This is a genomic window from Paraburkholderia sp. MM6662-R1 (genome assembly GCF_050436245.1).
GTDB lineage: Bacteria > Pseudomonadota > Gammaproteobacteria > Burkholderiales > Burkholderiaceae > Paraburkholderia > Paraburkholderia tuberum.
On sequence record NZ_JBNDLV010000001.1, the window covers coordinates 2,816,113 to 2,836,509 of the forward strand.

General features: G+C 64.1%; 16 protein-coding genes and 1 pseudogene. 5 read left to right on the top strand and 12 right to left on the bottom strand.

The window, feature by feature from the left end:
- Window positions 1-32 precede the first annotated feature (32 nt).
- The 4 genes from OKW39_RS13265 to OKW39_RS13280 form a co-directional block, all read right to left on the bottom strand.
- Window positions 33-1,376, bottom strand: coding sequence for a DUF2957 domain-containing protein (locus OKW39_RS13265; RefSeq protein ID WP_429562860.1), 1,344 nt, complete (start codon window positions 1,374-1,376; stop codon window positions 33-35).
- Window positions 1,377-1,488: 112 nt separating this feature from the next.
- Window positions 1,489-2,436, bottom strand: a complete 948-nt coding sequence (gene argC, locus OKW39_RS13270) for an N-acetyl-gamma-glutamyl-phosphate reductase (protein ID WP_429562861.1) — start codon at window positions 2,434-2,436, stop codon at window positions 1,489-1,491.
- Window positions 2,437-2,672: 236 nt separating this feature from the next.
- Window positions 2,673-3,245, bottom strand: a complete 573-nt coding sequence (locus OKW39_RS13275; protein ID WP_429362791.1) for a flavodoxin family protein — start codon at window positions 3,243-3,245, stop codon at window positions 2,673-2,675.
- Between the two features lie 91 nt (window positions 3,246-3,336).
- Window positions 3,337-3,933: a YbhB/YbcL family Raf kinase inhibitor-like protein gene (locus OKW39_RS13280; protein WP_429562862.1), complete on the bottom strand. Its 597-nt coding sequence runs from the start codon at window positions 3,931-3,933 to the stop codon at window positions 3,337-3,339.
- 269 nt (window positions 3,934-4,202) lie between these two features.
- On the opposite strand from OKW39_RS13280, the gene OKW39_RS13285 reads away from it, so the two are divergent.
- Window positions 4,203-4,892: a response regulator gene (locus OKW39_RS13285; RefSeq protein ID WP_429562863.1), complete on the top strand. Its 690-nt coding sequence runs from the start codon at window positions 4,203-4,205 to the stop codon at window positions 4,890-4,892.
- A 130-nt stretch (window positions 4,893-5,022) separates the two neighbouring features.
- On the opposite strand, the gene OKW39_RS13290 is transcribed toward OKW39_RS13285, so the two are convergent.
- The gene (locus tag OKW39_RS13290; protein WP_018418686.1) at window positions 5,023-5,709 is read right to left on the bottom strand and encodes an orotate phosphoribosyltransferase; all 687 of its coding nucleotides are present in this window, start codon (window positions 5,707-5,709) and stop codon (window positions 5,023-5,025) included.
- Window positions 5,710-6,021: 312 nt separating this feature from the next.
- Here OKW39_RS13290 and OKW39_RS13295 point away from each other — a divergent pair, with 312 nt between their 5' ends.
- On the top strand, window positions 6,022-7,266 hold the full coding sequence (locus tag OKW39_RS13295; RefSeq protein WP_429562864.1) for an MFS transporter: 1,245 nt from the start codon (window positions 6,022-6,024) through the stop codon (window positions 7,264-7,266).
- Between the two features lie 360 nt (window positions 7,267-7,626).
- On the top strand, window positions 7,627-9,909 hold the full coding sequence (locus OKW39_RS13300) for an NADP-dependent malic enzyme (RefSeq protein ID WP_429562865.1): 2,283 nt from the start codon (window positions 7,627-7,629) through the stop codon (window positions 9,907-9,909).
- Between the two features lie 71 nt (window positions 9,910-9,980).
- Here OKW39_RS13300 and OKW39_RS13305 read toward each other — a convergent pair.
- A pseudogene (locus OKW39_RS13305) lies at window positions 9,981-13,572 on the bottom strand (indolepyruvate ferredoxin oxidoreductase family protein).
- Between the two features lie 386 nt (window positions 13,573-13,958).
- Here OKW39_RS13305 and OKW39_RS13310 point away from each other — a divergent pair.
- Entirely contained in the window at window positions 13,959-14,144 is a 186-nt protein-coding gene (locus tag OKW39_RS13310) for a hypothetical protein (protein ID WP_187612701.1), read from the top strand.
- A 138-nt stretch (window positions 14,145-14,282) separates the two neighbouring features.
- On the opposite strand, the gene hppD is transcribed toward OKW39_RS13310, so the two are convergent.
- Window positions 14,283-15,380 (bottom strand): 4-hydroxyphenylpyruvate dioxygenase, encoded by a 1,098-nt coding sequence (hppD, locus tag OKW39_RS13315; protein WP_184056359.1) that lies wholly within the window; start codon window positions 15,378-15,380, stop codon window positions 14,283-14,285.
- Window positions 15,381-15,569: 189 nt separating this feature from the next.
- Here hppD and OKW39_RS13320 point away from each other — a divergent pair, with 189 nt between their 5' ends.
- Window positions 15,570-16,067, top strand: a complete 498-nt coding sequence (locus OKW39_RS13320) for an Lrp/AsnC family transcriptional regulator (RefSeq protein ID WP_090802190.1) — start codon at window positions 15,570-15,572, stop codon at window positions 16,065-16,067.
- 97 nt (window positions 16,068-16,164) lie between these two features.
- Here the strand turns inward: OKW39_RS13320 and OKW39_RS13325 are convergent, their stop codons facing one another.
- The 5 genes from OKW39_RS13325 to paaD all read right to left on the bottom strand — a co-directional run bounded on the left by OKW39_RS13325 (window position 16,165) and on the right by paaD (window position 20,391).
- Complete coding sequence (locus OKW39_RS13325; protein ID WP_090802188.1) at window positions 16,165-16,833, bottom strand: GNAT family N-acetyltransferase; 669 nt, start codon at window positions 16,831-16,833, stop codon at window positions 16,165-16,167.
- Window positions 16,834-17,111: 278 nt separating this feature from the next.
- Window positions 17,112-17,723 carry a TetR/AcrR family transcriptional regulator gene (locus tag OKW39_RS13330; protein ID WP_429335420.1) on the bottom strand — a complete coding sequence of 204 codons (612 nt, stop codon included), beginning with the start codon at window positions 17,721-17,723 and terminating at the stop codon, window positions 17,112-17,114.
- 17 nt (window positions 17,724-17,740) lie between these two features.
- The gene (locus OKW39_RS13335) at window positions 17,741-18,556 is read right to left on the bottom strand and encodes a DUF1835 domain-containing protein (RefSeq protein WP_090802187.1); all 816 of its coding nucleotides are present in this window, start codon (window positions 18,554-18,556) and stop codon (window positions 17,741-17,743) included.
- Window positions 18,557-18,731: 175 nt separating this feature from the next.
- Window positions 18,732-19,820 carry a 1,2-phenylacetyl-CoA epoxidase subunit PaaE gene (gene paaE / locus OKW39_RS13340; RefSeq protein WP_184034674.1) on the bottom strand — a complete coding sequence of 363 codons (1,089 nt, stop codon included), beginning with the start codon at window positions 19,818-19,820 and terminating at the stop codon, window positions 18,732-18,734.
- Window position 19,821: 1 nt separating this feature from the next.
- Window positions 19,822-20,391 (bottom strand): 1,2-phenylacetyl-CoA epoxidase subunit PaaD, encoded by a 570-nt coding sequence (gene paaD, locus OKW39_RS13345; protein ID WP_429335419.1) that lies wholly within the window; start codon window positions 20,389-20,391, stop codon window positions 19,822-19,824.
- Window positions 20,392-20,397: the final 6 nt, after the last annotated feature.

The window sequence follows — 20,397 nt, forward strand, 5'->3', positions numbered from 1 at the left end:
TGCGCGTTGCGCGCAGCGGGTGCCTGTTGCTTTTATTTGCTGATCTGCGCGCCGATGCCGAAGTACGGCGCGCTCGGCGTATCCGCATTCGCCGACGTCGACGTGATCCCGCCGTTTTCTTCGCCCTGAATCACGGTCGCGTACAGTCCGCCCGACGCGATCGCGAGACCGGTGTTGCCGGTGCCGTCCCGCACGTTGACGAGACCGGGGCTCGACGCGCCATAGCTCAGACCGACCGAGCTTTCCGCGGCCGACGTCGACGGATTGATGAATGTCGCGGCCGCGCCCTGGACCAGCGTCGCCGTGTACTTGAAGTTCGAATCCGCGCCGACGTAACCGCCGTCGAAGCCGCCCGAGGCGAGCGGCGTCGCCGCGGCGAGCATTGCGATGCCGGATTCGTCGTCGACCTGCGGGGAGATCAGGTTGCTCGTGTCGACGAGGCCGGTGCGGACCACGAGCGGGACCGTCGCGCCGTTGAGCTGGCCGAGGATCATGTGCGCGGTGCCGTACTTGCCGGTGCGCAGCGGATTGCTGGTGGCGCCGGTGCCCGGCACGATCTGCGGCGGGTTGGCGCTGTCGAAATAGCCGTTGCTGTTCAGCGTCAACGGGTTACCGGTGCTCAGACACCCGGCCACGCTCGATGACGTGCAGTTGCCGCTCGCGTCGAAGGTTTCGACGGCGTTCGTAGCGACGGTTTCGTAGTTCGCGGTCGGCGACAGGTGGTACAGCAGCGCGTTGTAGGTGCCGGCAAGCTTCGTGATGTCGGTCGTCGTGCTCGCGAAGCCGAGGAACGGATAGAAGTCGAAGTGCCGCTTGTTGACCGCGCCGATGGCGGGAACGCCGGGCAGCAGCGTGATGCCTGCATACTGGATCGTCGCGCCCGGAATCCCGCCGCCCGCGACGCACTTGCCGATCAGGATCATCGGCGCGTTCGGGTTGTCGACGAAGTCGGGCGTCGTGTAGGTCGTGCCGTCCGACGCGGTGCCGGTGCCCGCGCCGAGGATGAACGCGCAGCGTGTCTGCTCGGCAGTCGGCAGCATGCCGGTGGGCGGGTGAATCACCGCGCCCGTGATCTGCGTGCCCCTGCGTGTGACGGCGACGCTCGCGCTGGTGAGCGGAATCGGCGACTCGAGCCACTTCAGCGTGTAGGTCATCGCGGTCGCGTCGATATTCAACTGAACGATTTCGCCGCTGCCGGCGCACAGCGTCGCGGTGCTAGCGCTGGGCGTCGGTGCGCCTTGCGTACCGCAACTCGCGCCCGCGCATTGCGCCGGTGTGACGGGGCCCGGATTGTCGGCTTTGCCGCCGCCGCAAGCAATAAGAAAAGGTGCTGTGGCAATAGCCATGGCCAGATCGCGAGTTATGCCGTGCGACATGCTGCTGGCGGAAAACAATGCAGTGTAATGCAATGAGCGGGCTTTAAAACAAAAAAAGCCGGTCTGCAAAGACCGGCTTTTTTCGTGGCACCGCGGATGCGGGTCGACTCGCCTAGCGTTTCAAACCGGTGTCTTCGGCCGCGCCGATCGCGAGATTCATGCACTGGATCGCCGCACCCGACGCGCCCTTACCGAGATTGTCCAGCCGCGCGACGGTCACGAAGCGCTCTTCGTTGCCGAACACGAACAGGTCGACGCGGTTGGTGTCGTTGTTCGCCTGCACGTCGAAGAAGCCGTTGTCGAGACTCGCGTCGGCGTTGAACGGCGCGACGTGCACGAACGCTTCGCCCGCGTAGTATTCGGCGAACTGAGCCTGCACGTCCTGCGGCGTCGTCTTCTTCGCGAGCTGGCCCGGCGAGAAGTACGTGGTGACCGCGAGGCCCTTGTAGAAGTCGCCGACGATCGGCGTGAAGATCGGCGCCGACTTCAGGCCCGTATGCGCGGCCATTTCCGGCAGGTGCTTGTGCGTGAGGCCGAGCGCGTACGGGCGCGGGCTTTTGAGTCTGTCGTTGCCGCCGGCTTCGTAGTCGGCAATCATCTTCTTGCCGCCGCCGCTGTAGCCAGTGATCGAATAGGCGTGCGCGGCGAACTCGGGCGCGACGACGCCGCCTTCAACGAGCGGGCGCATCGCAAGCACGAACGCCGAGGCGTGGCAGCCCGGCACGGCGATGCGTTTGGCGGTGCGCAGGCGTTCGCGCTGCGAGCGAGCCAGCTCGGGCAGGCCGTAGGCCCAGTCGGGCGAGGTGCGGAACGCGGTGCTCGCGTCGATCAGCACCGTGCGGTCGTTCTCGACGAGCGAGGCCGACTCGCGCGAGGCGACATCGGGCAGACACAGGAACGTGACGTCCGACGCGTTGATGAGACGAAGGCGCTCGTCCAGGTCCTTGCGCTTCGCTTCTTCGATACGCAGGATTTCGACGTCGGCGCGCTGCGACAGGTATTCAAAAATTTTCAGGCCGGTCGTGCCTTCCTGTCCGTCGACAAAAACTTTCGTGCTCATCTCGATCTCACTCGCTGGAAACGGGGCGCGACGCCGCGCCGGAACGTTATTTTAAGACGTCATCGCCGCAACCGTGCGGTGCAGCGCGAAAAAACGACGATGCGCGCACAACGTGACGTTGGCGTGACCCGTTGCGCGGCGAATGCGGGCTGATGACCGAAGATGAACCGCAGATGAGCCGCGACGTCGTTTCGGCGCCGTTCAGCCATTAGCCGCGCGCCGCTACCCGCGCGCCGCTACCCGTGCGGCGCGATCCAGCGCGCGGTGACGCCCGCAATGCGCGCGCCGAAGAGGCGCGCGGTTTCGAGATCGCCCGGCGGCGGCGCTTCGTCGGGCGACGCATCGGCCGCCGATTGCGTAAGCAGACCGGTAAAGCCGCCGACGAAGTTCAGATCGTTGCGCGTCGCGGCCTTCGTGTTCGACGGCATCATGCCGGTGCCGGCCCAGATCATGCTGTGCTGCATCGCCAGCGTGACGAAGTACTGAATGGTCGAGAACTTGTCGCCGTTCATCGTCGCCGAGTTCGTGAAGCCGGCTGCGATCTTGTCTTTCCACGCCTGCGCGAACCACGGTTTCGAACTGGCGTCGGCGAACTTCTTGAAGTCGGCCGACGGACCGCCCATGTAGGTCGGCGCGCCGAAGATCAGCGCGTCGGCGGCGGCGAGTTCGTCCCACGAGGCGTCGTCGAGGTCGCCGACCGGCATCATCTTTGCTTGCGCACCGGCTTCCAGCGCGCCCGCGAGGACGGCTTCGGCGACCTTCTTCGTGTGGCCGTAGCCGCTGTGATAAACGATGACGATCTTCGACATGAAGTGCTCCAGCAAAGCGATCGGGAAGGCGAGCGGCGCAAGCCAGGCGATGCGGCGCGGCGGCGCCCCATCACGACCGCGATGGCCGCCACTAGCGCCCGTAATTGACCTCGAGCCGCGCGCTGCCGATCGCGGCCGTGCGGATCTCGTGATCGAACATCAACGCGGGACGTCCTTGCGCGAGACGCAGATCGGCCGAGTTCAGCGCGTACACGGTGATGATATAGCGATGCGGTTTGCCGGGCGGCGGGCACGGACCGCCATAGCCGTCGGTATCGAAGTCGTTGCGCGCTTCGACCGCGCCGAGCTTGCGCAGGAAACCGGACGAGCTCGCATTCTCGGGCAGGCTGTCGACCGTGGCGGGGATGCCCGCGACCGCCCAGTGCCACCAGCCGCGCCCCGGCGCGTCCTCGTCGAACATCGTGATCGCGAAGCCGCGCGTACCGGCCGGCGCGTCGCGCCATGAGAGCTGCGGTGAACGGTTGCCGCCCTTGCAGTCGTTCCGGTCGAACACCTGCGCATTCTGCACGGTGCCGCCCGCGCGCACGCTCGCGCTCGTCAGCGTGAACGGCTCGTCGGCCCGCGCACCCGCACTATGCGCTGCGAATAGCGCGAGCATCGCGCCGACGGCGAGCGATCGATGCCGCCAAGATGAAGCCAGCGAAACAACCAGGCAACGCATGCGCATATGCCGGTTCTCCTGTAAGGGCGCGAGGCGCGGGTCCTCGCGACTGTCGTTGTCCTGAATTGTGCCCCAAGGTCGAATCAAGTCTAACATCAGCGCTGATTAGCTCTGCGACGCAATATGTTCGCGTGCCGCGGAATTCGCAGACAGGAAATCAGCTATAGTAAGGGGGTTGTCGCGCGACCCTTACTGCATTTGACTCGTTTAAATAGCGAGCGTCAAAAGCAGTGTTAGAAGTTGTGGAGACCGGTTTATCCGTCCAGAGGAGGACGATGCAAGTTTCACTCAGGGTCGTGGTGGCAGACGATCATCCGGTTATTCTGTTTGGCGCTGAAAATGCGCTGCTCAAATTTCCCGGTATGCAAGTCGTTGGGCGCGCAAGGCAGTCGACTGAACTTATCAAAATGTTGCAATCCACCGAATGCGACGTGCTCGTCACCGACCTGGCCATGCCGGGCGGTCAGTACGGCGACGGCTTGCAACTCATCGACTATTTGCGCCGCAATTTCCCGGATCTGCCGATCGTCGTGCTCACCATGCTCGAGAACGCCGCATTGCTCAAACGGCTCAAGGAACTTGGCGTGACGTCGGTCGTGAACAAATCGGACGATCTCAGCCATATTGCGCTTGCGGTACAACACGTGGGCCGTCGGATGGCCTATATGAGTCCGTCGGTGAAGGCGGTGCTCGATGGGTTGCGGGTCAATTCAGCCGGCAAGCGCGACGACTCGAAGCTGTCGCGGCGCGAACTCGAAGTCGTGCGCCTGTTCGTATCGGGTATGACGATCAAGGAAATATCGGAGCGTTTGAATCGCAGCATCAAGACGATCAGCACACAAAAAAACGCGGCCATGCGCAAGCTGGGAATCGATCGCGACTCCCAACTATTCCAGTATGCGCAGAGCAATGGTTTGCTGAATCTTTCGTCGAACTCGAGTAAGGACATCGCGAACCAGTCCTGATATCGGGCCTCGTTTCGTCCGCCGGGTAATCGGCGATAAACAAAGCCGCCTGTTGCGAAACAGGCGGCTTTTTCATTCAATCCGCATAAAGCGGCTACGTTTTTATTGTCACTGCCTTAGCGCGATGGCTTTATTGCGGCGTAGACGTCGCACCGCCATGTGCAGCGGACCACTCGGCCGGCGCGTGCAGGAATTTTTCCACTTCGTCGATCGTCTTCGTGTCGAAGTAGTTGTTCTGCTTCGCGACGCGCAGCACGTCCCACCACGTGGCGAGCGCGTGCAGATCGACGTCGATGTCTTTCAGCACCGACACGCTTTCCTTGAAGATGTTGTAGTGGAACAGCACGAAGCAGTGGTTCACCGTCGCGCCGGCGGTGCGCAGCGCGTTGATGAAGTTGATCTTGCTGCGGCTGTCGGTCGTCAGGTCTTCGACGAGCAACACGCGCTGGCCTTCGGTCAGCAGACCTTCGATCTGCGCGTTGCGGCCGAAACCCTTCGGCTTCTTGCGCACGTACTGCATCGGTACCATCAGGCGGTCGGACAGCCATGCCGCGAACGGGATGCCCGCGGTTTCGCCGCCGGCGACCGCGTCGATCTGCTCATAGCCGACGTCGCGCAGGATCGTCGCTTCGGCCATTTCCATCAGGCCGCGGCGCACACGCGGATACGAGATCAGCTTGCGGCAGTCGATATACACCGGGCTCGCCCAGCCGGACGTGAAAATATACGGTTTCTCCGCATTGAAATGCACTGCTTGCACTTCGAGCAGCATTTTGGCGGTGGTGTCGGAGATCGTCTGGCGATCGAAGCCTGTCATGGGCGGATCCTTCGGAGTGAGCGGGGGAGAAGCGGGCGCTGGGCCCGGTGGCGCAGCAAGCGGGGTATGCCGCGCCATGCTGGGCGGGATACGCGGCCGGGGGAAGAGCACAGACCGGCTTTTGCTGCGCGCGTGGGCCGCTATTTTACCTGAAATGGGTCGCACCGAGGAGGCCGTCGTGCGCGGCGGCGCAGCCGGCGGGCGCTTTGGCGCGCGCATCGTCTTGTGACCGGGTGAGGCCGCCTTTACACTCACGCGACTTTCCCGGGACGCTTCCCACGCAGCCGCCTTCAGACCTACGGAATGCTTTCAATGAACGCCGCTCCACCCGCCTCCGCCTCCGCCACCGAAACCCGCTCCGCCGTCCAACCGGGCTATGCGGGCCGCGCGCTGCTTGCGTCGGTGCTGGGCTATGCGATGGACGGCTTCGATCTGCTGATTCTCGGCTTCATGCTGCCGGTGATCGCCGCCGACCTGCATCTGAGTTCCTCGCAGGCCGGTGCGCTGGTCACATGGACGCTCATCGGTGCGGTGGCGGGCGGCGTGCTCTTCGGCGTGCTCAGCGATTATTTCGGCCGCGTGCGCATGCTGACGTGGACGATCCTGATCTTCGCGGTGTTCACCGGCCTGTGCGCGCTCGCGCAAGGCTACACGGACCTGCTGATCTATCGGACCATCGCCGGGATCGGGCTGGGCGGCGAATTCGGCATCGGTATGACGCTGGTCGCCGAAGCGTGGCCGGCGTCGCAGCGGGCGCGGGTGTCGTCGTATGTCGGGCTCGGCTGGCAGCTTGGCGTGCTGGCGGCCGCGTTGCTGACGCCGCTGCTGCTGCCGGTGATCGGCTGGCGCGGCATGTTCGCGCTCGGGCTGCTGCCGGCGGTCGTGTCGTTCTTCGTGCGGCGCCGCGTCGAGGAGCCGGCGCTTTTCGACCAACGCGTCGCGCGCGGCATGCGCAAGCTGCCGCTGAAACTGCTGTTCGTCGATGGACGCACGACGCGCGCGAGCCTCGGCGTCACGATCCTGTGCTCGGTGCAGAACTTCGGCTATTACGGGCTGATGCTCTGGCTACCTAGCTATCTGTCGAAGACCTTCGGCTACTCGCTGACCAAATCGGGGCTGTGGACCGCCGCGACGATTCTCGGCATGGCGGCCGGCATCTGGCTATTCGGCATCGCCGCCGACCGCTTCGGCCGCAAGCCGACGTTCCTGTTCTACCAGGCGGGCGCCGTCGTCATGGTGTTCGTCTATGCGCAACTGACGACGCCGATGGCGTTGCTGATCGGCGGCGCGGCGATGGGAGTGTTCGTCAACGGCATGATCGGCGGCTACGGCGCGCTGATTTCGGAGCTCTATCCAACCGATGCGCGCGCCACCGCGCAAAACGTGCTGTTCAACGCGGGTCGCGCGGTGGGCGGCTTTGGGCCGGTCGTCGTGGGCGCGCTGGCGGCGCGCTACTCGTTCGGCGCGGCGCTCGCGCTACTGGCGTCGATTTACCTGCTGGACATCCTCGCGACCCTGTTTCTGATTCCTGAGCGACGCGGCGCCGAACTCGACTGACCGCGTCGACGAAGCGCGTCCTTCAATCGCTTCGAATACTGCGAATGCGTGGACCATGCGGCCCGCATGGCGCCCTGCCGCGTGGCGGAAAAGCATGGCCGGGTCGTGGCGACGCAGCGTCCTGAGCGCCTGTTTCGCTAATGGCGAGTCCTGTTAACCACTCAGTGCATCGACACGTCCGGGGTGTACACTAATCGACCCGCGAAGCACTCCACATCGTCCCGTGTTCGTCGAGCTAAGCCGTCGCGCCTGACCGGGCGCGTGCGAAAACCGCCTCGGTCGGCTATCGGTCCGACAGATGAAAGCGCTGCAACGATGTGTGTCGCCGGGCCCAATCACTTACGTCTCGCAGGCCTAGAAATGGACGAACAACTCAAGCAAAGCGCTCTCGCATATCACCAGAATCCGAAACCTGGCAAGATTTCGGTGACGCCTACCAAGGCGCTGTCGAACCAGCTGGATTTGTCGCTCGCGTATTCGCCGGGTGTGGCGGCAGCCTGTATGGCAATTCACGAGGAACCGCTCGACGCGCAGAAGTACACGTCGCGCGGCAACCTCGTCGGCGTGATCACGAACGGCACCGCGGTGCTCGGCCTCGGCAACATCGGCCCGCTTGCCGCGAAGCCGGTGATGGAAGGCAAGGGGTGTCTGTTCAAGAAGTTCGCGGACATCGACGTGTTCGACATCGAGCTGAGCGAATCCGATCCGGACAAGCTCGTCGAGGCGATCGCGATGCTCGAGCCCACGCTGGGCGGCATCAACCTCGAGGACATCAAGGCACCCGAGTGCTTCTACATCGAGAAGAAGCTGCGCGAACGTATGAAGATTCCGGTCTTCCACGACGATCAGCACGGCACCGCGATCATCGCGTCGGCGGCGATCCTGAACGGCCTCAAGGTGGTCGGCAAGAGGCTCGACGAAGTGAAGCTGGTCTGTTCGGGCGCGGGCGCGGCGGCCATTGCGTGTCTGGATCTGCTCGTCAATCTCGGTCTGTCGAAGCAGAACATTCTCGTCGCCGACTCGAAGGGCGTGATCTACGAAGGGCGCGGCAACCTCGATCCGTCGAAGGAGCGCTATGCCGCGCACACCGAAGCGCGCTCGCTCGCCGATGCAATCCGCGGCGCGGACGTGTTCCTCGGCTGCTCGAGCGCTGGCGTGCTGAAGCCGGAGATGGTCGCCGAAATGGGCTCGCAGCCGCTGATTCTCGCGCTCGCGAACCCCGAGCCGGAAATCCGTCCGGAAGAAGCGCGCAAGGTGCGCCCGGACTGCATCATCGCGACCGGCCGGTCGGACTATCCGAACCAGGTCAACAACGTGCTGTGTTTCCCGTTCATCTTCCGCGGCGCGCTCGACGTCGGCGCGACGACGATCACCGAAGAAATGAAGCTCGCGTGCGTGCGCGCGATTGCCGAACTGGCCGAGGAAACCGACCAGGGCGATGAAGTCGCGAAGGCCTACGAAGGCCACTCGCTCGAATTCGGTCCCGAATACCTGATTCCGAAGCCGTTCGATCCGCGCCTGATCATCAAGATCGCGCCGGCCGTCGCGCAGGCCGCAATGGATTCGGGCGTCGCGACCCGCCCCATCCAGGACATGGATGCGTACCGCGAACAGCTCGGCGCGACCGTCTATCGCTCGGGCATGGTGATGCGGCCGGTGTTCGCGGCGGCGAAGTCGGCACCGGCGCGCATCGTGTTCGCGGAGGGCGAAGACGAGCGCGTGCTGCGCGCCGCGCAGTTCGTGCTGCTCGAAAAGATCGCCAAGCCGATCCTGGTCGGCCGTCCGTCGGTGATCGAGATGCGTCTGAAGAAGATGGGCTCGAAGCTCAAGTGCGGCGAAGACGTCGAGATCGTCGATCCGGAAGACGATCCGCGCTATCACAAGTGCTGGCAGGCGTATCACGAACTCGGCGCGCGCGAAGGCGTGACGCCGGACGTCGCGAAGGCCGCGATGCGCAAGTTCAACACGCTGATCGGCGCGATCCTCGTGCGCCTTGGCGAAGCGGACGGCATGATCTGCGGCATGATCGGCCAGTTCCACACGCATCTGAACTTCATCGAGCAGGTGCTCGGCAAGGCCGACGACGTCGAGAACTTCGCCGCGATGAATCTGCTGATGCTGCCGGGCCGCAACATGTTCATCTGCGACACGTACGTGAACGAAGTGCCGACCGCCGAGCAGCTTGCCGACATGACGATGCTCGCCACGCGCGAAATCGAGAAGTTCGGCATCACGCCGAAGGTCGCGCTGCTGTCGAACTCGAACTTCGGCAGCGCGCCGTCGTCGTCGTCGCAGCGCATGGCCGCGGCGCGCAAGCTGATCACGCAACGCGCGCCGTCGCTCGAAATCGACGGTGAAATGCACGGCGACGCGGCGCTGTCGGAGACGGTCCGCAAGGCCGCGTTCCCGGGCACGACGCTCGCCGGCGAAGCGAATCTGCTGATCATGCCGAACGTCGAAGCGGCGAACATCGCGTACAACCTGCTGAAGGTCGTGGGCGGCGAGGGCGTGACGGTCGGGCCGTTCCTGCTGGGTGCGGAAAAGCCGGTGCATATCCTGACGCCGGCCGCGACCGTGCGCCGTATCATCAACATGACGGCGGTCGCTTCGGCGAACGCGCACAAGTCGGTGAACGCGAAGTAACGTGCATCACGCCTGAAAAAAAGCGGCGGTCCGTGCAGACCGCCGCTTTTCGGTTCAGTTGGGAGAGTCGATCAAGCCGCGTGCTGCGTCTTGCCCGCATCCGGCGAACGCCAACGCGCGAGCAGCTCGTTCCACTTGATGCGCACGCCTTTCAGGTTGTTTTCCTTCACGTGCCCATAGCCGCGGATGCCGTCAGGCAGATTCGCGAGCTCGACCGCGAGATCGCGTTTCTGAGAAGTCAGCCCGCCGATCAGCTGACGCACCAATGCCTCGTATTCGCCGATCAGCGCGCGCTCGGTGCGACGCTCCCCGGTGTTGCCGAACACGTCGAACGCGGTGCCGCGCAGGAACTTGAGCTTCGCGAGCACGTGCATCGCGCGGAACATCCACGGGCCGTACTTCTTCTTCACCAGATGGCCGTGCGCGTCCTTCTTCGATAGCGTCGGCGGCGCGAGATGCAGGTGCAGCTTCCAGTCGCCTTCGAACGTCGCGTTCAGTTTTTCGATGAACGCCGGGTTGCTGTACAGACGCGCGACTTCGTATTCGTCCTTGTACGCCATCAGCTTGTGCAGGTTCTTCGCGACCGCCTCGGTCAGCGGCATTTGGCCGTCGGCGGAATCGAGCGCTTCTTCCGCGGCCCGCACCTGCGACACCAGCGCGCGATAGCGCTCCGCGTACGCACGGTTCTGCCAGGCGGTCAGATAGTCGGCGCGCTTGTCGATCAGCGTGTCGAGCGCCTTCGGCGTATGCAGCGCGATGATCTTGCCGCCCGCGCTGTCGGCCGGGTCGCCGCGTCCCTGCGTTTGCGCGAGCTTGCGTACCGCAGCCAGGTCGTGCGCGGCGCGCCGGCCCCATTCGAACGCCGCGCGGTTCTTGTCCACCTGCACGTTGTTCAGCTCGATCGCGCGAATCAGCGACTCGTGCGTGAGCGGCACCCAGCCGCGCTGCCACGCATAGCCGAGCACGAACGGGTTCGTGTAGATCGCGTCGCCGAGCAGCGCGACGGCGAAGTGATTCGCGTCGACGGTCGAAACGTTGTCATCGCCGGCCGCTGCGCGCACGTCGGCTTCGGTGCTGCTGCCGGGGAAGCGCCAGTTCGGGTTCTTGATCAGCTCGGCCGTCGGCGTGTGCGCGCTGTTCAGCACGACGCGCGTGCGATCCGCGTGCATCCGCGACACGCATTCGTCGCTGGCAGTGACGATCGCGTCGCAGCCGATCACGAGGCTCGCTTCGCCCATTGCGATGCGGGTCGCGTGGATGTCGGCGGGCTGCTTCGCGATCTGCACGTGGCTCATCACGGCGCCGCCTTTCTGCGCGAGGCCGGTGACGTCGAGCACCGTGACGCCCTTGTTCTCGAGATGCGCGGCCATGCCGAGCAGCGCGCCGATCGTGACGACGCCCGTGCCGCCCACGCCCGTCACCAGAACGCCGTACGGACGGTCGATGGACGGCAACTCGGGATCCGGCACCGGCGGCATTTCGGCGCCCGACGCCGCCTTCGGCTTGCGCAACTGGCCGCCTTCAACGGAGACGAAGCTCGGGCAGAAGCCGTTCACGCACGAGAAGTCCTTGTTGCAGGTCGACTGGTTGATCTGGCGCTTCGTGCCGTACTCAGTGTCGAGCGGTTCGACCGACAGGCAGTTCGACTTCACCGAGCAGTCGCCGCAGCCTTCGCACACCGCTTCGTTGATCACGACGCGTCGTGCCGGATCTGGATACGCGCCGCGTTTCCTGCGACGGCGCTTTTCGGTCGCGCAGGTCTGGTCGTAGATCAGGATCGTGGTGCCCGGAACCTCGCGTAGCTGACGCTGCACGTCGTCGAGCTGGTCGCGGTGGTGAATGTCGACGCCGGGCGCAAGGCCGACGTTTGCCGCGTACTTCTCCGGCTCATCGGTGACGATGACGATCTTCGCCGCGCCTTCGGCGGCGAGCTGATGCGTGATCTGCGGCACGCTCAGCACGCCGTCGACCGGCTGGCCGCCCGTCATCGCGACCGCGTCGTTGTACAGCAGCTTGTAGGTGATGTTCGCCTTCGACGCGATCGCCGCGCGAATCGCGAGCAGCCCCGAGTGGAAGTAGGTGCCGTCGCCGAGATTGGCGAACACGTGCTTGTCGTTCGTGAACGGCGCCTGGCCGATCCACGCGACACCTTCGCCGCCCATCTGGCTGAACGTGCTGGTGCTGCGATCCATCCAGACCGTCATGTAATGACAGCCGATGCCGGCCATCGCGCGCGAGCCTTCCGGCACGTTGGTCGACGTGTTGTGCGGGCAGCCCGAGCAGAACCACGGCTTGCGCTCGACTTCGACGCGCGGCCGCGCGAGCGCCTTTTCCTTCGCCTCGATCACCGCGATGCGCGCGGCAATGCGGGCGCGCACATCCGACGGCAGATCGAACTTGTCGAGCCGCGTGGCGATCGCCTTCGCGATGATCGCGGGCGACAGCTCGTAGTGCGCCGGCAGCAGCCAGTTGCCCATCGGCACCGACCATTCGCCGCCCCGCGCCGTCCTTCTCGTCGAACTTGCCGAATACGCGCGGGCGCTGCGCGTCGGGCCAGTTGTAGAGCTCTTCCTTGATCGCGTATTCGAGGATCTGGCGCTTTTCCTCGACCACCAGAATTTCGTCGAGACCGCGTGCGAAGGCCTGCGCACCTTGCGCTTCGAGCGGCCACACGCAGCCGACCTTGTACAGCCGGATGCCGATGCGCGAGCAGGTTTCGTCGTCGAGACCGAGGTCGGTCAGCGCCTGGCGCACGTCGAGATAAGCTTTGCCGCCGGTCATGATGCCGAAGCGCGCATGCGGCGAATCGATTTCGACGCGGTCGAGTTTGTTCGCTCGCACGTAGGCGAGGCCCGCGTACCACTTGTAGTCGAGCAGACGCGCTTCCTGCACGAGCGGCGGATCGGGCCAGCGGATGTTCAGCCCACCGTCGGGCATCACGAAGTCTTCCGGCAGGATGATGTTGGTGCGGTGCGGATCGATATCGACCGATGCGGACGATTCGACCACGTCGGTCACGCACTTCATCGCGACCCAGAGGCCCGAGTAGCGGCTCATCGCCCAGCCGTGCAGGCCGAAGTCCAGATATTCCTGCACGTTCGACGGAAACAGCACCGGAAGCCCGCATGCCTTGAAGATGTGTTCGGACTGATGCGCGAGTGTCGAGGATTTGGCGGCGTGATCGTCGCCGGCGAGCACGAGAACGCCGCCGTGCCGCGACGAGCCGGCCGAGTTGCCGTGCTTGAAGACGTCACCGGACCGGTCGACGCCGGGGCCCTTGCCGTACCACATCGAAAACACGCCGTCGTATTTGGCGCTCGGGTACAGATTGACCTGCTGCGAACCCCACACGGCGGTGGCCGCGAGGTCTTCGTTGACGCCGGGCTGGAACACCACCTGATGCGCGGCCAGATGCTTTTTCGCTTTCCACAGCGACTGGTCGAGCCCGCCGAGCGGCGATCCGCGGTAGCCGGAGATGAAGCCGGCCGTGTTGAGGCCGGCGGCGCGGTCGCGTTCCTGCTGCAGCATCGGCAGACGCACCAGCGCCTGGATGCCGCTCATGTACGCGCGGCCGCGATCGAGGGTGTATTTGTCGTCGAGCGTGACGGAAGACAACGCGGCTTCGAGCGAGGCTCGCTGACCTGCGTCTAGCGGGGCATTCATTATGTGTACTCCTCCACTTCAGCTTGGGATCACCAAAACTTTTCTGGCCCCGGCATCTCGTGAATGCTGGGGCCGGGGTCGTCATATTGACGGGTTTTAAGCGATGGTAGCACTGGTGGAAACCCGCCGCAGCGGATCAAAAATCGCCCGCGCACGGTCTGATTTCGGCCGGTTTCGCGACAAGTTGCCTACGTGTTGTCACCAGTTGTCGCGGATTTCCGCCGGAATGGAGTTGTATTGCGCCTGCGCGTGTAACAAGCTGTAAAACCTACAAATTTGCGGAACCGCAGTGAAAACGACTGTCTAACCCCGACCTGCGAGCGATGCCGAACGCCGCGCATTCTGTGCAGCTTCTGGACAGCAGGGCAGTTAGAAAAGGAGTACGCGTGAACACAAGAAACATCCAGACCTTCCTGATGGTTTCCGCCGCTTTCTTCGCGATGAGCGCGCCGGTGCGCTCGAATCCGGGCAGCACGGGGGCACTGTCGAACGCGATCATCCGCACGGCGCAGGTGGCGCCGGCGCGGGTCGACAGTGCGATCGGCAGCGATCGGTACAGGCAGAATTCATGACGCACCGCATCGCGCGCGTCTTATGACGACCGGCCGCCGTTCCGAAGAGAGCGGCGGCGTTGCAACGTAAAAGGGCGAGGATCCTGCGATCCTCGCCCTTTTTTCTTGTGCGCGCCGATCAGGCGCGAGTCTCCGTGGTCAGGTCTTGTCCTGCACGACGCCGCGGCGAATCTGATCGAGCTCGATCGATTCGAACAGCGCCTTGAAGTTGCCTTCGCCAAAGCCCTGGTTGCCCTTGCGCTGAATGATCTCGAAGAAGATCGGGCCGATCTGGTTTTCGGTGAAGATCTGCAGCAGCAGATCGTCCGGTGCGCCGTCGATCAGGATCTTGCGCTTGCGCAGTTCCTCGAGCGGCTCGCCATGATTCGGCACGCGTCGGTCGACGAGTTCGTAGTACGTGTCGATCGTGTCGAGCAGTGAAATGTCCGATGCGCGCAGGCCGTCGACGGTGCGGTAGATGTCGCTGGTGCCGAGCGCGATGTGCTGGATGCCTTCGCCGTGGTACGCGTCCAGGTATTCCTGGATCTGACCGGCGGTGTCCGAGCCTTCCTCGTTGATCGGAATGCGAATCTTGCCGCACGGCGAGGTCATCGCTTTCGACTTGACGCCCGTCACCTTGCCCTCGATGTCGAAGTAGCGCACCTCGCGGAAGTTGAACAGGCGCTCGTAGAACTCCGCCCATTCCTGCATGCGGCCGCGATGCACGTTGTGCGTCAGGTGATCGATATAGGTCAGGCCGTGGCCGACCGGGTTCGGGTTCGCGCCCGGAATCGGCTCGAAGTCGACGTCGTAAATGTCGATGTCACCGATGCTGTTCGGCGTCGCGCCGTTCTTGCCGCGCCAGCGGTCGACGAAATAGATCAGCGAATCGCCAATGCCCTTGATCGCCGGGATGTTCAGCTCCATCGGGCCGGTCTTGTTGTCGAAACCCCATGCGCCTTTTTCGAGCGCTTGGGCGTAGGCCTTCGCGGCGTCCTGTACGCGAAACGCAATCGCACAGATCGACGGGCCATGCAAGCGCGCGAAGCGCTGCGCAAACGAATGCTTCTCCGCGTTGACGATGAAGTTGATGTCGCCCTGACGATACAGCGTCACGTCCTTATGACGATGCCGCGCGACGGCCGTGAAGCCCATCTGTTCGAACAGCTTGCCGAGCGCTTTCGGGTCCGGCGCCGTGTATTCGATGAATTCGAAGCCGTCAGTGCCGACAGGATTTTCCCAAGTTGAAACCTGCATCGTCTGTCTCCAATCCCATGCAAGAGGGTTGCCAAGGCGCGCTGGCGGTGAGCGCGCGGGACGGTCGGCTGAGCGCGACCGGATGGGGCAAGTGTAGAACCGCGATGAAGGCAAATACTTGCGAACTTAATCGCGCGTCGCTACGCTTGAGCCAGTTTATGGCTTTATTCAACGGATACGCGGCAGAACATGGCTAGTAACGAGATAGACGCGATCGATCGACGCATTCTGGCGATCCTTCAGGAGAATGGCCGGCTGTCGAATCAGGAGATAGCGGAACGGATCAATCTGTCGCCGAGTCCGTGCCTGCGGCGGATTCGCCGGCTCGAGGAAAGCGGCGTGATTCGCGGCTATGTCGCGCTGCTCGACGCCCAACGTCTCGGGCTTGACCTGCTCGCGTATGTCAGCGTGCGGCTGGAGAAGGGTGGCGGTCGCGCGTTCAGTCCGCATGGCGAGGCCACGCACGCCGATCTGTTCGGCGCGGCCGTGCAGACGTGGCCCGAAGTTGTCGCATGTCACGCGATGACGGGTGAGATGGATTACCTGCTGCGCGTCCAGGTGGAGGACATGGCGCACTTTTCGCGCTTCGTGCAGGATCAATTGCTGCGGCATCCATCGGTGATCGATGTGAAATCGAGCTTTTCGCTAGAAAAGATCAAGGAAACGACAGCGCTGCCCATTTTGTAGGCTTCCGCGCACGGTCCTACGCGTGGCGTTGATTGGGTACAGATAGAAAAAGGGCGACCTTGCGGCCGCCCCAATCTCATTTCCCCGTAGCGATTATTCAGGCAGCGACAGCCACCGGCATGAACGACTCGAACAGTCGCGATGCCTGGCGGGCGTGGCGCTTGAGCGCGTAATCGAACACGGCGGCCTGCTCCTGCAGCATTTCCGCGAGGATGCTCGACTGATCGGCCGGCGACAGCGTCAGATAGGCGTCGGCCTCGCCGTACGCGTACTCGATCTTCATGCCGGCCTTCCTGGCGATGTGCATCATGGTCGAATTGCGCGCCAGGCAGTGGATGTACAGCGTCGTCACATGCGTGTTGCGGCTGCGGATCGCGGCGCGCTCGAATAGCCTCGAGCCGATACCGATGCCGCGTGCGCTTTCGAGCACGGAGACGCCGAATTCGGCGGTGCGCTTGTTGCCTTCGGCCGGCAGGTAGGCCAGATGGCCGACGCCGCTCAGTTCCAGCTTGCTGTTGAACACGCCGAATACGGTGTCGCGCGTAAAGTCGATCGCGCGCACGTAGTTTTCGATCACATGGTTCGGCACGACCTGGCCGAAGCGCAGCAGACGGTCTTCTTCGTCGAGTGCGAGGAAGTGAGCAAGCAGGCGTTCGCGATCGGCGGCGGTGAGTTCACGGACCAGAACGTGCGCGCGTTCAGCAGGCAGCGACGCGCGATCGTTCGGCGCGATCGGCTCGGTGTTGCGATGGGTCAGCATGTTCATGGTCGGGTTCTCCTTTTAATCAGGCGGCGTTGTGCACCGCAAAACCGATTTTAGCGGAAACCTAAGCCATTCACTAGGGAAAACCCGTATCAAAAGTCGAGGTGAATACCTGGAGCGCTGGAACCCTAAATTTAATTATTTGATTTTAAACAGAAATTAAAAGTGATCGCACGTTCGTGACACGATGCCGCATGGATTCCCTGCGCCGATTTATGTGGTCTGCATGTTGTTGCTTTGCAACATCCGGTGTGCGGGTTGCGATCTGTTCAGACCATCGTCTACCTGGCCGGCGCGCTGCCGAGACCATGCTCGACCATGCCGACCACCTGCTCGGCGAACTCGCGATAGCCCATCCGGCCGTCCGGCTTGAGCCACGTGAAGGTCCAGTTGATCATGCCGAACACCATCATCGTCAGCGCGGTCTGGTTGTCGCGAGTCGCGCGTTCGGGATAGGCGCGCACGAGCTGCCGCGCGAAGGCGGCGACTACGTCGCGCTGACGGTTCAGGATGATCTCGCGCTGCGAATCGACCAGATACTTGACATCGTTCAGCAGCGCGACGTGCCGGCTGTGCGACGTCTCATACTCGGACAGGAACGCGCGGATCAGCTCCGCGAAGGTTTCTCGCTCGCTCAGTTCGCGCCGCTGGCTCGATCCTTCCACCTCGGCGATGATCAGCATCAGGCGCTTCGTGTAGCGATCGAGCAGATCGAACAGGATTGCTTCCTTGCTGTCGTAATAGTGATAGAGGCGCGCTTTCGAGGTGCCGCTCGCCGCGGCAAGATCGGCCATCGACGTGCTTGGATAGCTGGTCTGCGCGAACTTCGCGGCGGCCAGTTCGAGAATCTGCTCGCGTTGGGTTTCGTGGTCGGGGGCTCGGGTGCGGGCCATATTCGTCTGTTCTTATCTTATTGGGGTGAGCAGGGGGCGGATGCCGCGCGCAGTTCGAGCGAGCGCCATTCGTTCGCGTCGCCGCGCAGGCGGATGCGCCGCAGCGCCGCGAGTTCGCGCATGCGCCACAGCACGATGCTGTCGCTGACGAGGAACCACAACTCGGCGGTCATCACGTAGGCGGCGACGCGCGCGGCGGGCTGCCAGGCGTCGGTTGCCCGTTCGAGGATCAGCGCGTCGATTTCGGCAACGCTGCCGCTCGTGAAGGTGTTGTCACGCCAGCGCCGCGTCTCGCCGTTCGCCTGTTTGACCTCCTGCCATTCGAGCGCGAGCCGGCTGATGCGCAGCACGGAAATCGGCGCGGCGTCCGGCAGGTGTGTCTGCAATACGTCCGGCGCAAACATGCCGACCGATGTCGCGCGATCCTTGCGGGTATGCGCCCACGCTTGCGGATCCGTGAGGTCGGCGATCGACAGACGCACTTCGTTCAAACGCTGCGGGCTGTTGCGCACCAGGTAGCAGACGCGGCGCAGCATCAGTTGATCGGACGCGCTTTCGGCGTGCCACACCACGAGATTCGCGGTGCTGTTGGCGAGGCCGTCGAGCACCGCGGCCTGTTCGCGGAACTCGCGCACGAAGTCGCGTTGCGTGTCGGCGCTGACGCGTTCCCAGAAGTCGGCGCGCACGTGCGGAGCGTCGTCGACGCCGCGTAACGGGCCGACCGCCAGATCGTCCCGCAGCGGCTGCACGCGATCGTCGCGGCCCGCCTGGTCCAGCGCGGTACGCAGCGACTCGGCGGCGACGTCGCCGTTGGTGAGGTGAATCGTGCTCATGGGCAAGGGCTTGCAGTGACGCCAGCAGCTGTAACAAAAAGAGGCCGCTCGCCGACTGGAACCCGATGTCCCGATCGATGAGCGGCCCCTAGTTTAAGCGGATCGCGAAACGGCCGAAAGCGGTGGCGGACGTCACGGGAGGGCAGTCCGTACCTAGACCACGAAAGCACTCGACTCAACGTTCGTCGTAACTGACGACGACCTTGTCGCTAACCGGATGACACTGACACGTCAGCACGAACCCATCGCGGACCTCGTGTTCTTCGAGCGTGTAGTTCTTTTCCATCTTCACTTCGCCCTCGAGCACCTTCGCGCGACAGGTGCAGCACACGCCGCCCTTGCACGCATACGGCAGCGCGAGACCGGCGCGCAGCCCGACGTCGAGCACGCTCGTGCCCTGATACGGCAGGCGCAGCTTGCGGCGCTTGCCGTCGAGCACGATTTCGAGCTCGGCCGCGGGGGTGTCCGCGGTGATCTCGACGGGCGGCACGCCCGCCTGCGGCAGCGGCGTACCGAAGCGCTCGACGTGCACCTTCGCGGGCGGCACGCCGGCTGCCTTGAGCGCGGCCTCGGCCGCATCCATCATCGGCGCGGGGCCGCAGATGAACGCTTCGTCGATCGCGTCGGCCGGCAGCAGCTGCTCGATGAACGCCGCGCATTTTTCCTGGTCGAGCACGCCGTTAAACAGCTCGACGTCCTGCAGGTCGTCCGACAGCACGTGATACAGCACGAAGCGGTTCATGAAGCGGTTCTTCAGATCCTCGAGCTCCTCGGCGAACATGATCTGGTCGACGCTGCGGTTGCCGTAGACGAGCGTGAAGGTGCTGCGCGGCTCGACTTCGAGCGTCGTCTTGATGATCGCGAGCACCGGCGTGATGCCCGAGCCGCCCGAGAATGCGAGGTACTGCTGCCCCTGTTCCGCGTTCAGGTGCGTGAAGAAACGGCCGTCCGGCGTCATCACGTCGATCGTATGGCCCGGCTGCAGCGTGTCGAACGCGAAGTTCGAGAAACGCCCGCCGCGCACGCGCTTGATGCCGATGCGCAACTCGCCGTCGCGATCGTAGTCGGTGACGCCCACGCAGATCGAATACGAACGGCGCGTTTCCTCACCGTCGATATGCGTCTTCAGCGTGACGAACTGCCCCTGCGTGAAGCGATAGTGGTCGCGCAGTTCGGGGGGGACTTCGAAGGCGACCGAGACCGCATCGGCGGTTTCGGGGCGCACTTCGCGGATACGCAGCGGATGGAATTGCGGGGTGGCCATATCAGTACGGTTTGAAGTAGTCGAAGGGTTCGCGGCAGTCGAGGCAGCGATACAGGGCCTTGCAGGCGGTCGAGCCGAATTGCGCGAGCCGCTCGGTGTGCGCCGAGCCGCAGCGTGGGCAGCCTGGGGCCGGCAGCGCGCGCGGCACGAAGCGCAGCACTTTCTCCTGCGGCGCTGACGTCGCGGCTGAACCGCAGTTGCCCGTCGGCGGCGCGATGCCGTAGACGCGCAGTTTTTCGCGGGCTTCGGCCGTGATCCAGTCGGTGGTCCACGCCGGCGCGAGCACGGTGGCGACGCGGTATGGCGTGAGCTGCGCGGCCTCGAGCGCACGGCCGATGTCTTCGGCAATCTGCGACATCGCCGGGCAGCCCGAGTAGGTCGGCGTGATCGCGACTTCGAGCGCGCCGTCGGCGGCGCGTCGCACGTCGCGCAGGATGCCGAGCTCGCGGATCGACACCACCGGGATCTCCGGGTCGGGTACCGCTTCGAGCACGGTCCATGCGCGGGTGAGCGCGGCATCGGTGGTGGCAGCGGCGGCGTTCGCGGGCTGCGGGGCGGTCGAGGTCGTCATCGCGTA

What these genes read in the sequence shown, in the direction of transcription:
- OKW39_RS13265 (WP_429562860.1), bottom strand. Translation starts at nt 1,376, where the DNA reads ATGTCGCACGGCATAACTCGCGATCTGGCCATGGCTATTGCCACAGCA.
- argC (WP_429562861.1), bottom strand. Translation starts at nt 2,436, where the DNA reads ATGAGCACGAAAGTTTTTGTCGACGGACAGGAAGGCACGACCGGCCTG.
- OKW39_RS13275 (WP_429362791.1), bottom strand. Translation starts at nt 3,245, where the DNA reads ATGTCGAAGATCGTCATCGTTTATCACAGCGGCTACGGCCACACGAAG.
- OKW39_RS13280 (WP_429562862.1), bottom strand. Translation starts at nt 3,933, where the DNA reads ATGCGCATGCGTTGCCTGGTTGTTTCGCTGGCTTCATCTTGGCGGCAT.
- OKW39_RS13285 (WP_429562863.1), top strand. Translation starts at nt 4,203, where the DNA reads ATGCAAGTTTCACTCAGGGTCGTGGTGGCAGACGATCATCCGGTTATT.
- OKW39_RS13290 (WP_018418686.1), bottom strand. Translation starts at nt 5,709, where the DNA reads ATGACAGGCTTCGATCGCCAGACGATCTCCGACACCACCGCCAAAATG.
- OKW39_RS13295 (WP_429562864.1), top strand. Translation starts at nt 6,022, where the DNA reads ATGAACGCCGCTCCACCCGCCTCCGCCTCCGCCACCGAAACCCGCTCC.
- OKW39_RS13300 (WP_429562865.1), top strand. Translation starts at nt 7,627, where the DNA reads ATGGACGAACAACTCAAGCAAAGCGCTCTCGCATATCACCAGAATCCG.
- hppD (WP_184056359.1), bottom strand. Translation starts at nt 15,380, where the DNA reads ATGCAGGTTTCAACTTGGGAAAATCCTGTCGGCACTGACGGCTTCGAA.
- OKW39_RS13320 (WP_090802190.1), top strand. Translation starts at nt 15,570, where the DNA reads ATGGCTAGTAACGAGATAGACGCGATCGATCGACGCATTCTGGCGATC.
- OKW39_RS13325 (WP_090802188.1), bottom strand. Translation starts at nt 16,833, where the DNA reads ATGAACATGCTGACCCATCGCAACACCGAGCCGATCGCGCCGAACGAT.
- OKW39_RS13330 (WP_429335420.1), bottom strand. Translation starts at nt 17,723, where the DNA reads ATGGCCCGCACCCGAGCCCCCGACCACGAAACCCAACGCGAGCAGATT.
- OKW39_RS13335 (WP_090802187.1), bottom strand. Translation starts at nt 18,556, where the DNA reads ATGAGCACGATTCACCTCACCAACGGCGACGTCGCCGCCGAGTCGCTG.
- paaE (WP_184034674.1), bottom strand. Translation starts at nt 19,820, where the DNA reads ATGGCCACCCCGCAATTCCATCCGCTGCGTATCCGCGAAGTGCGCCCC.
- paaD (WP_429335419.1), bottom strand. Translation starts at nt 20,391, where the DNA reads ATGACGACCTCGACCGCCCCGCAGCCCGCGAACGCCGCCGCTGCCACC.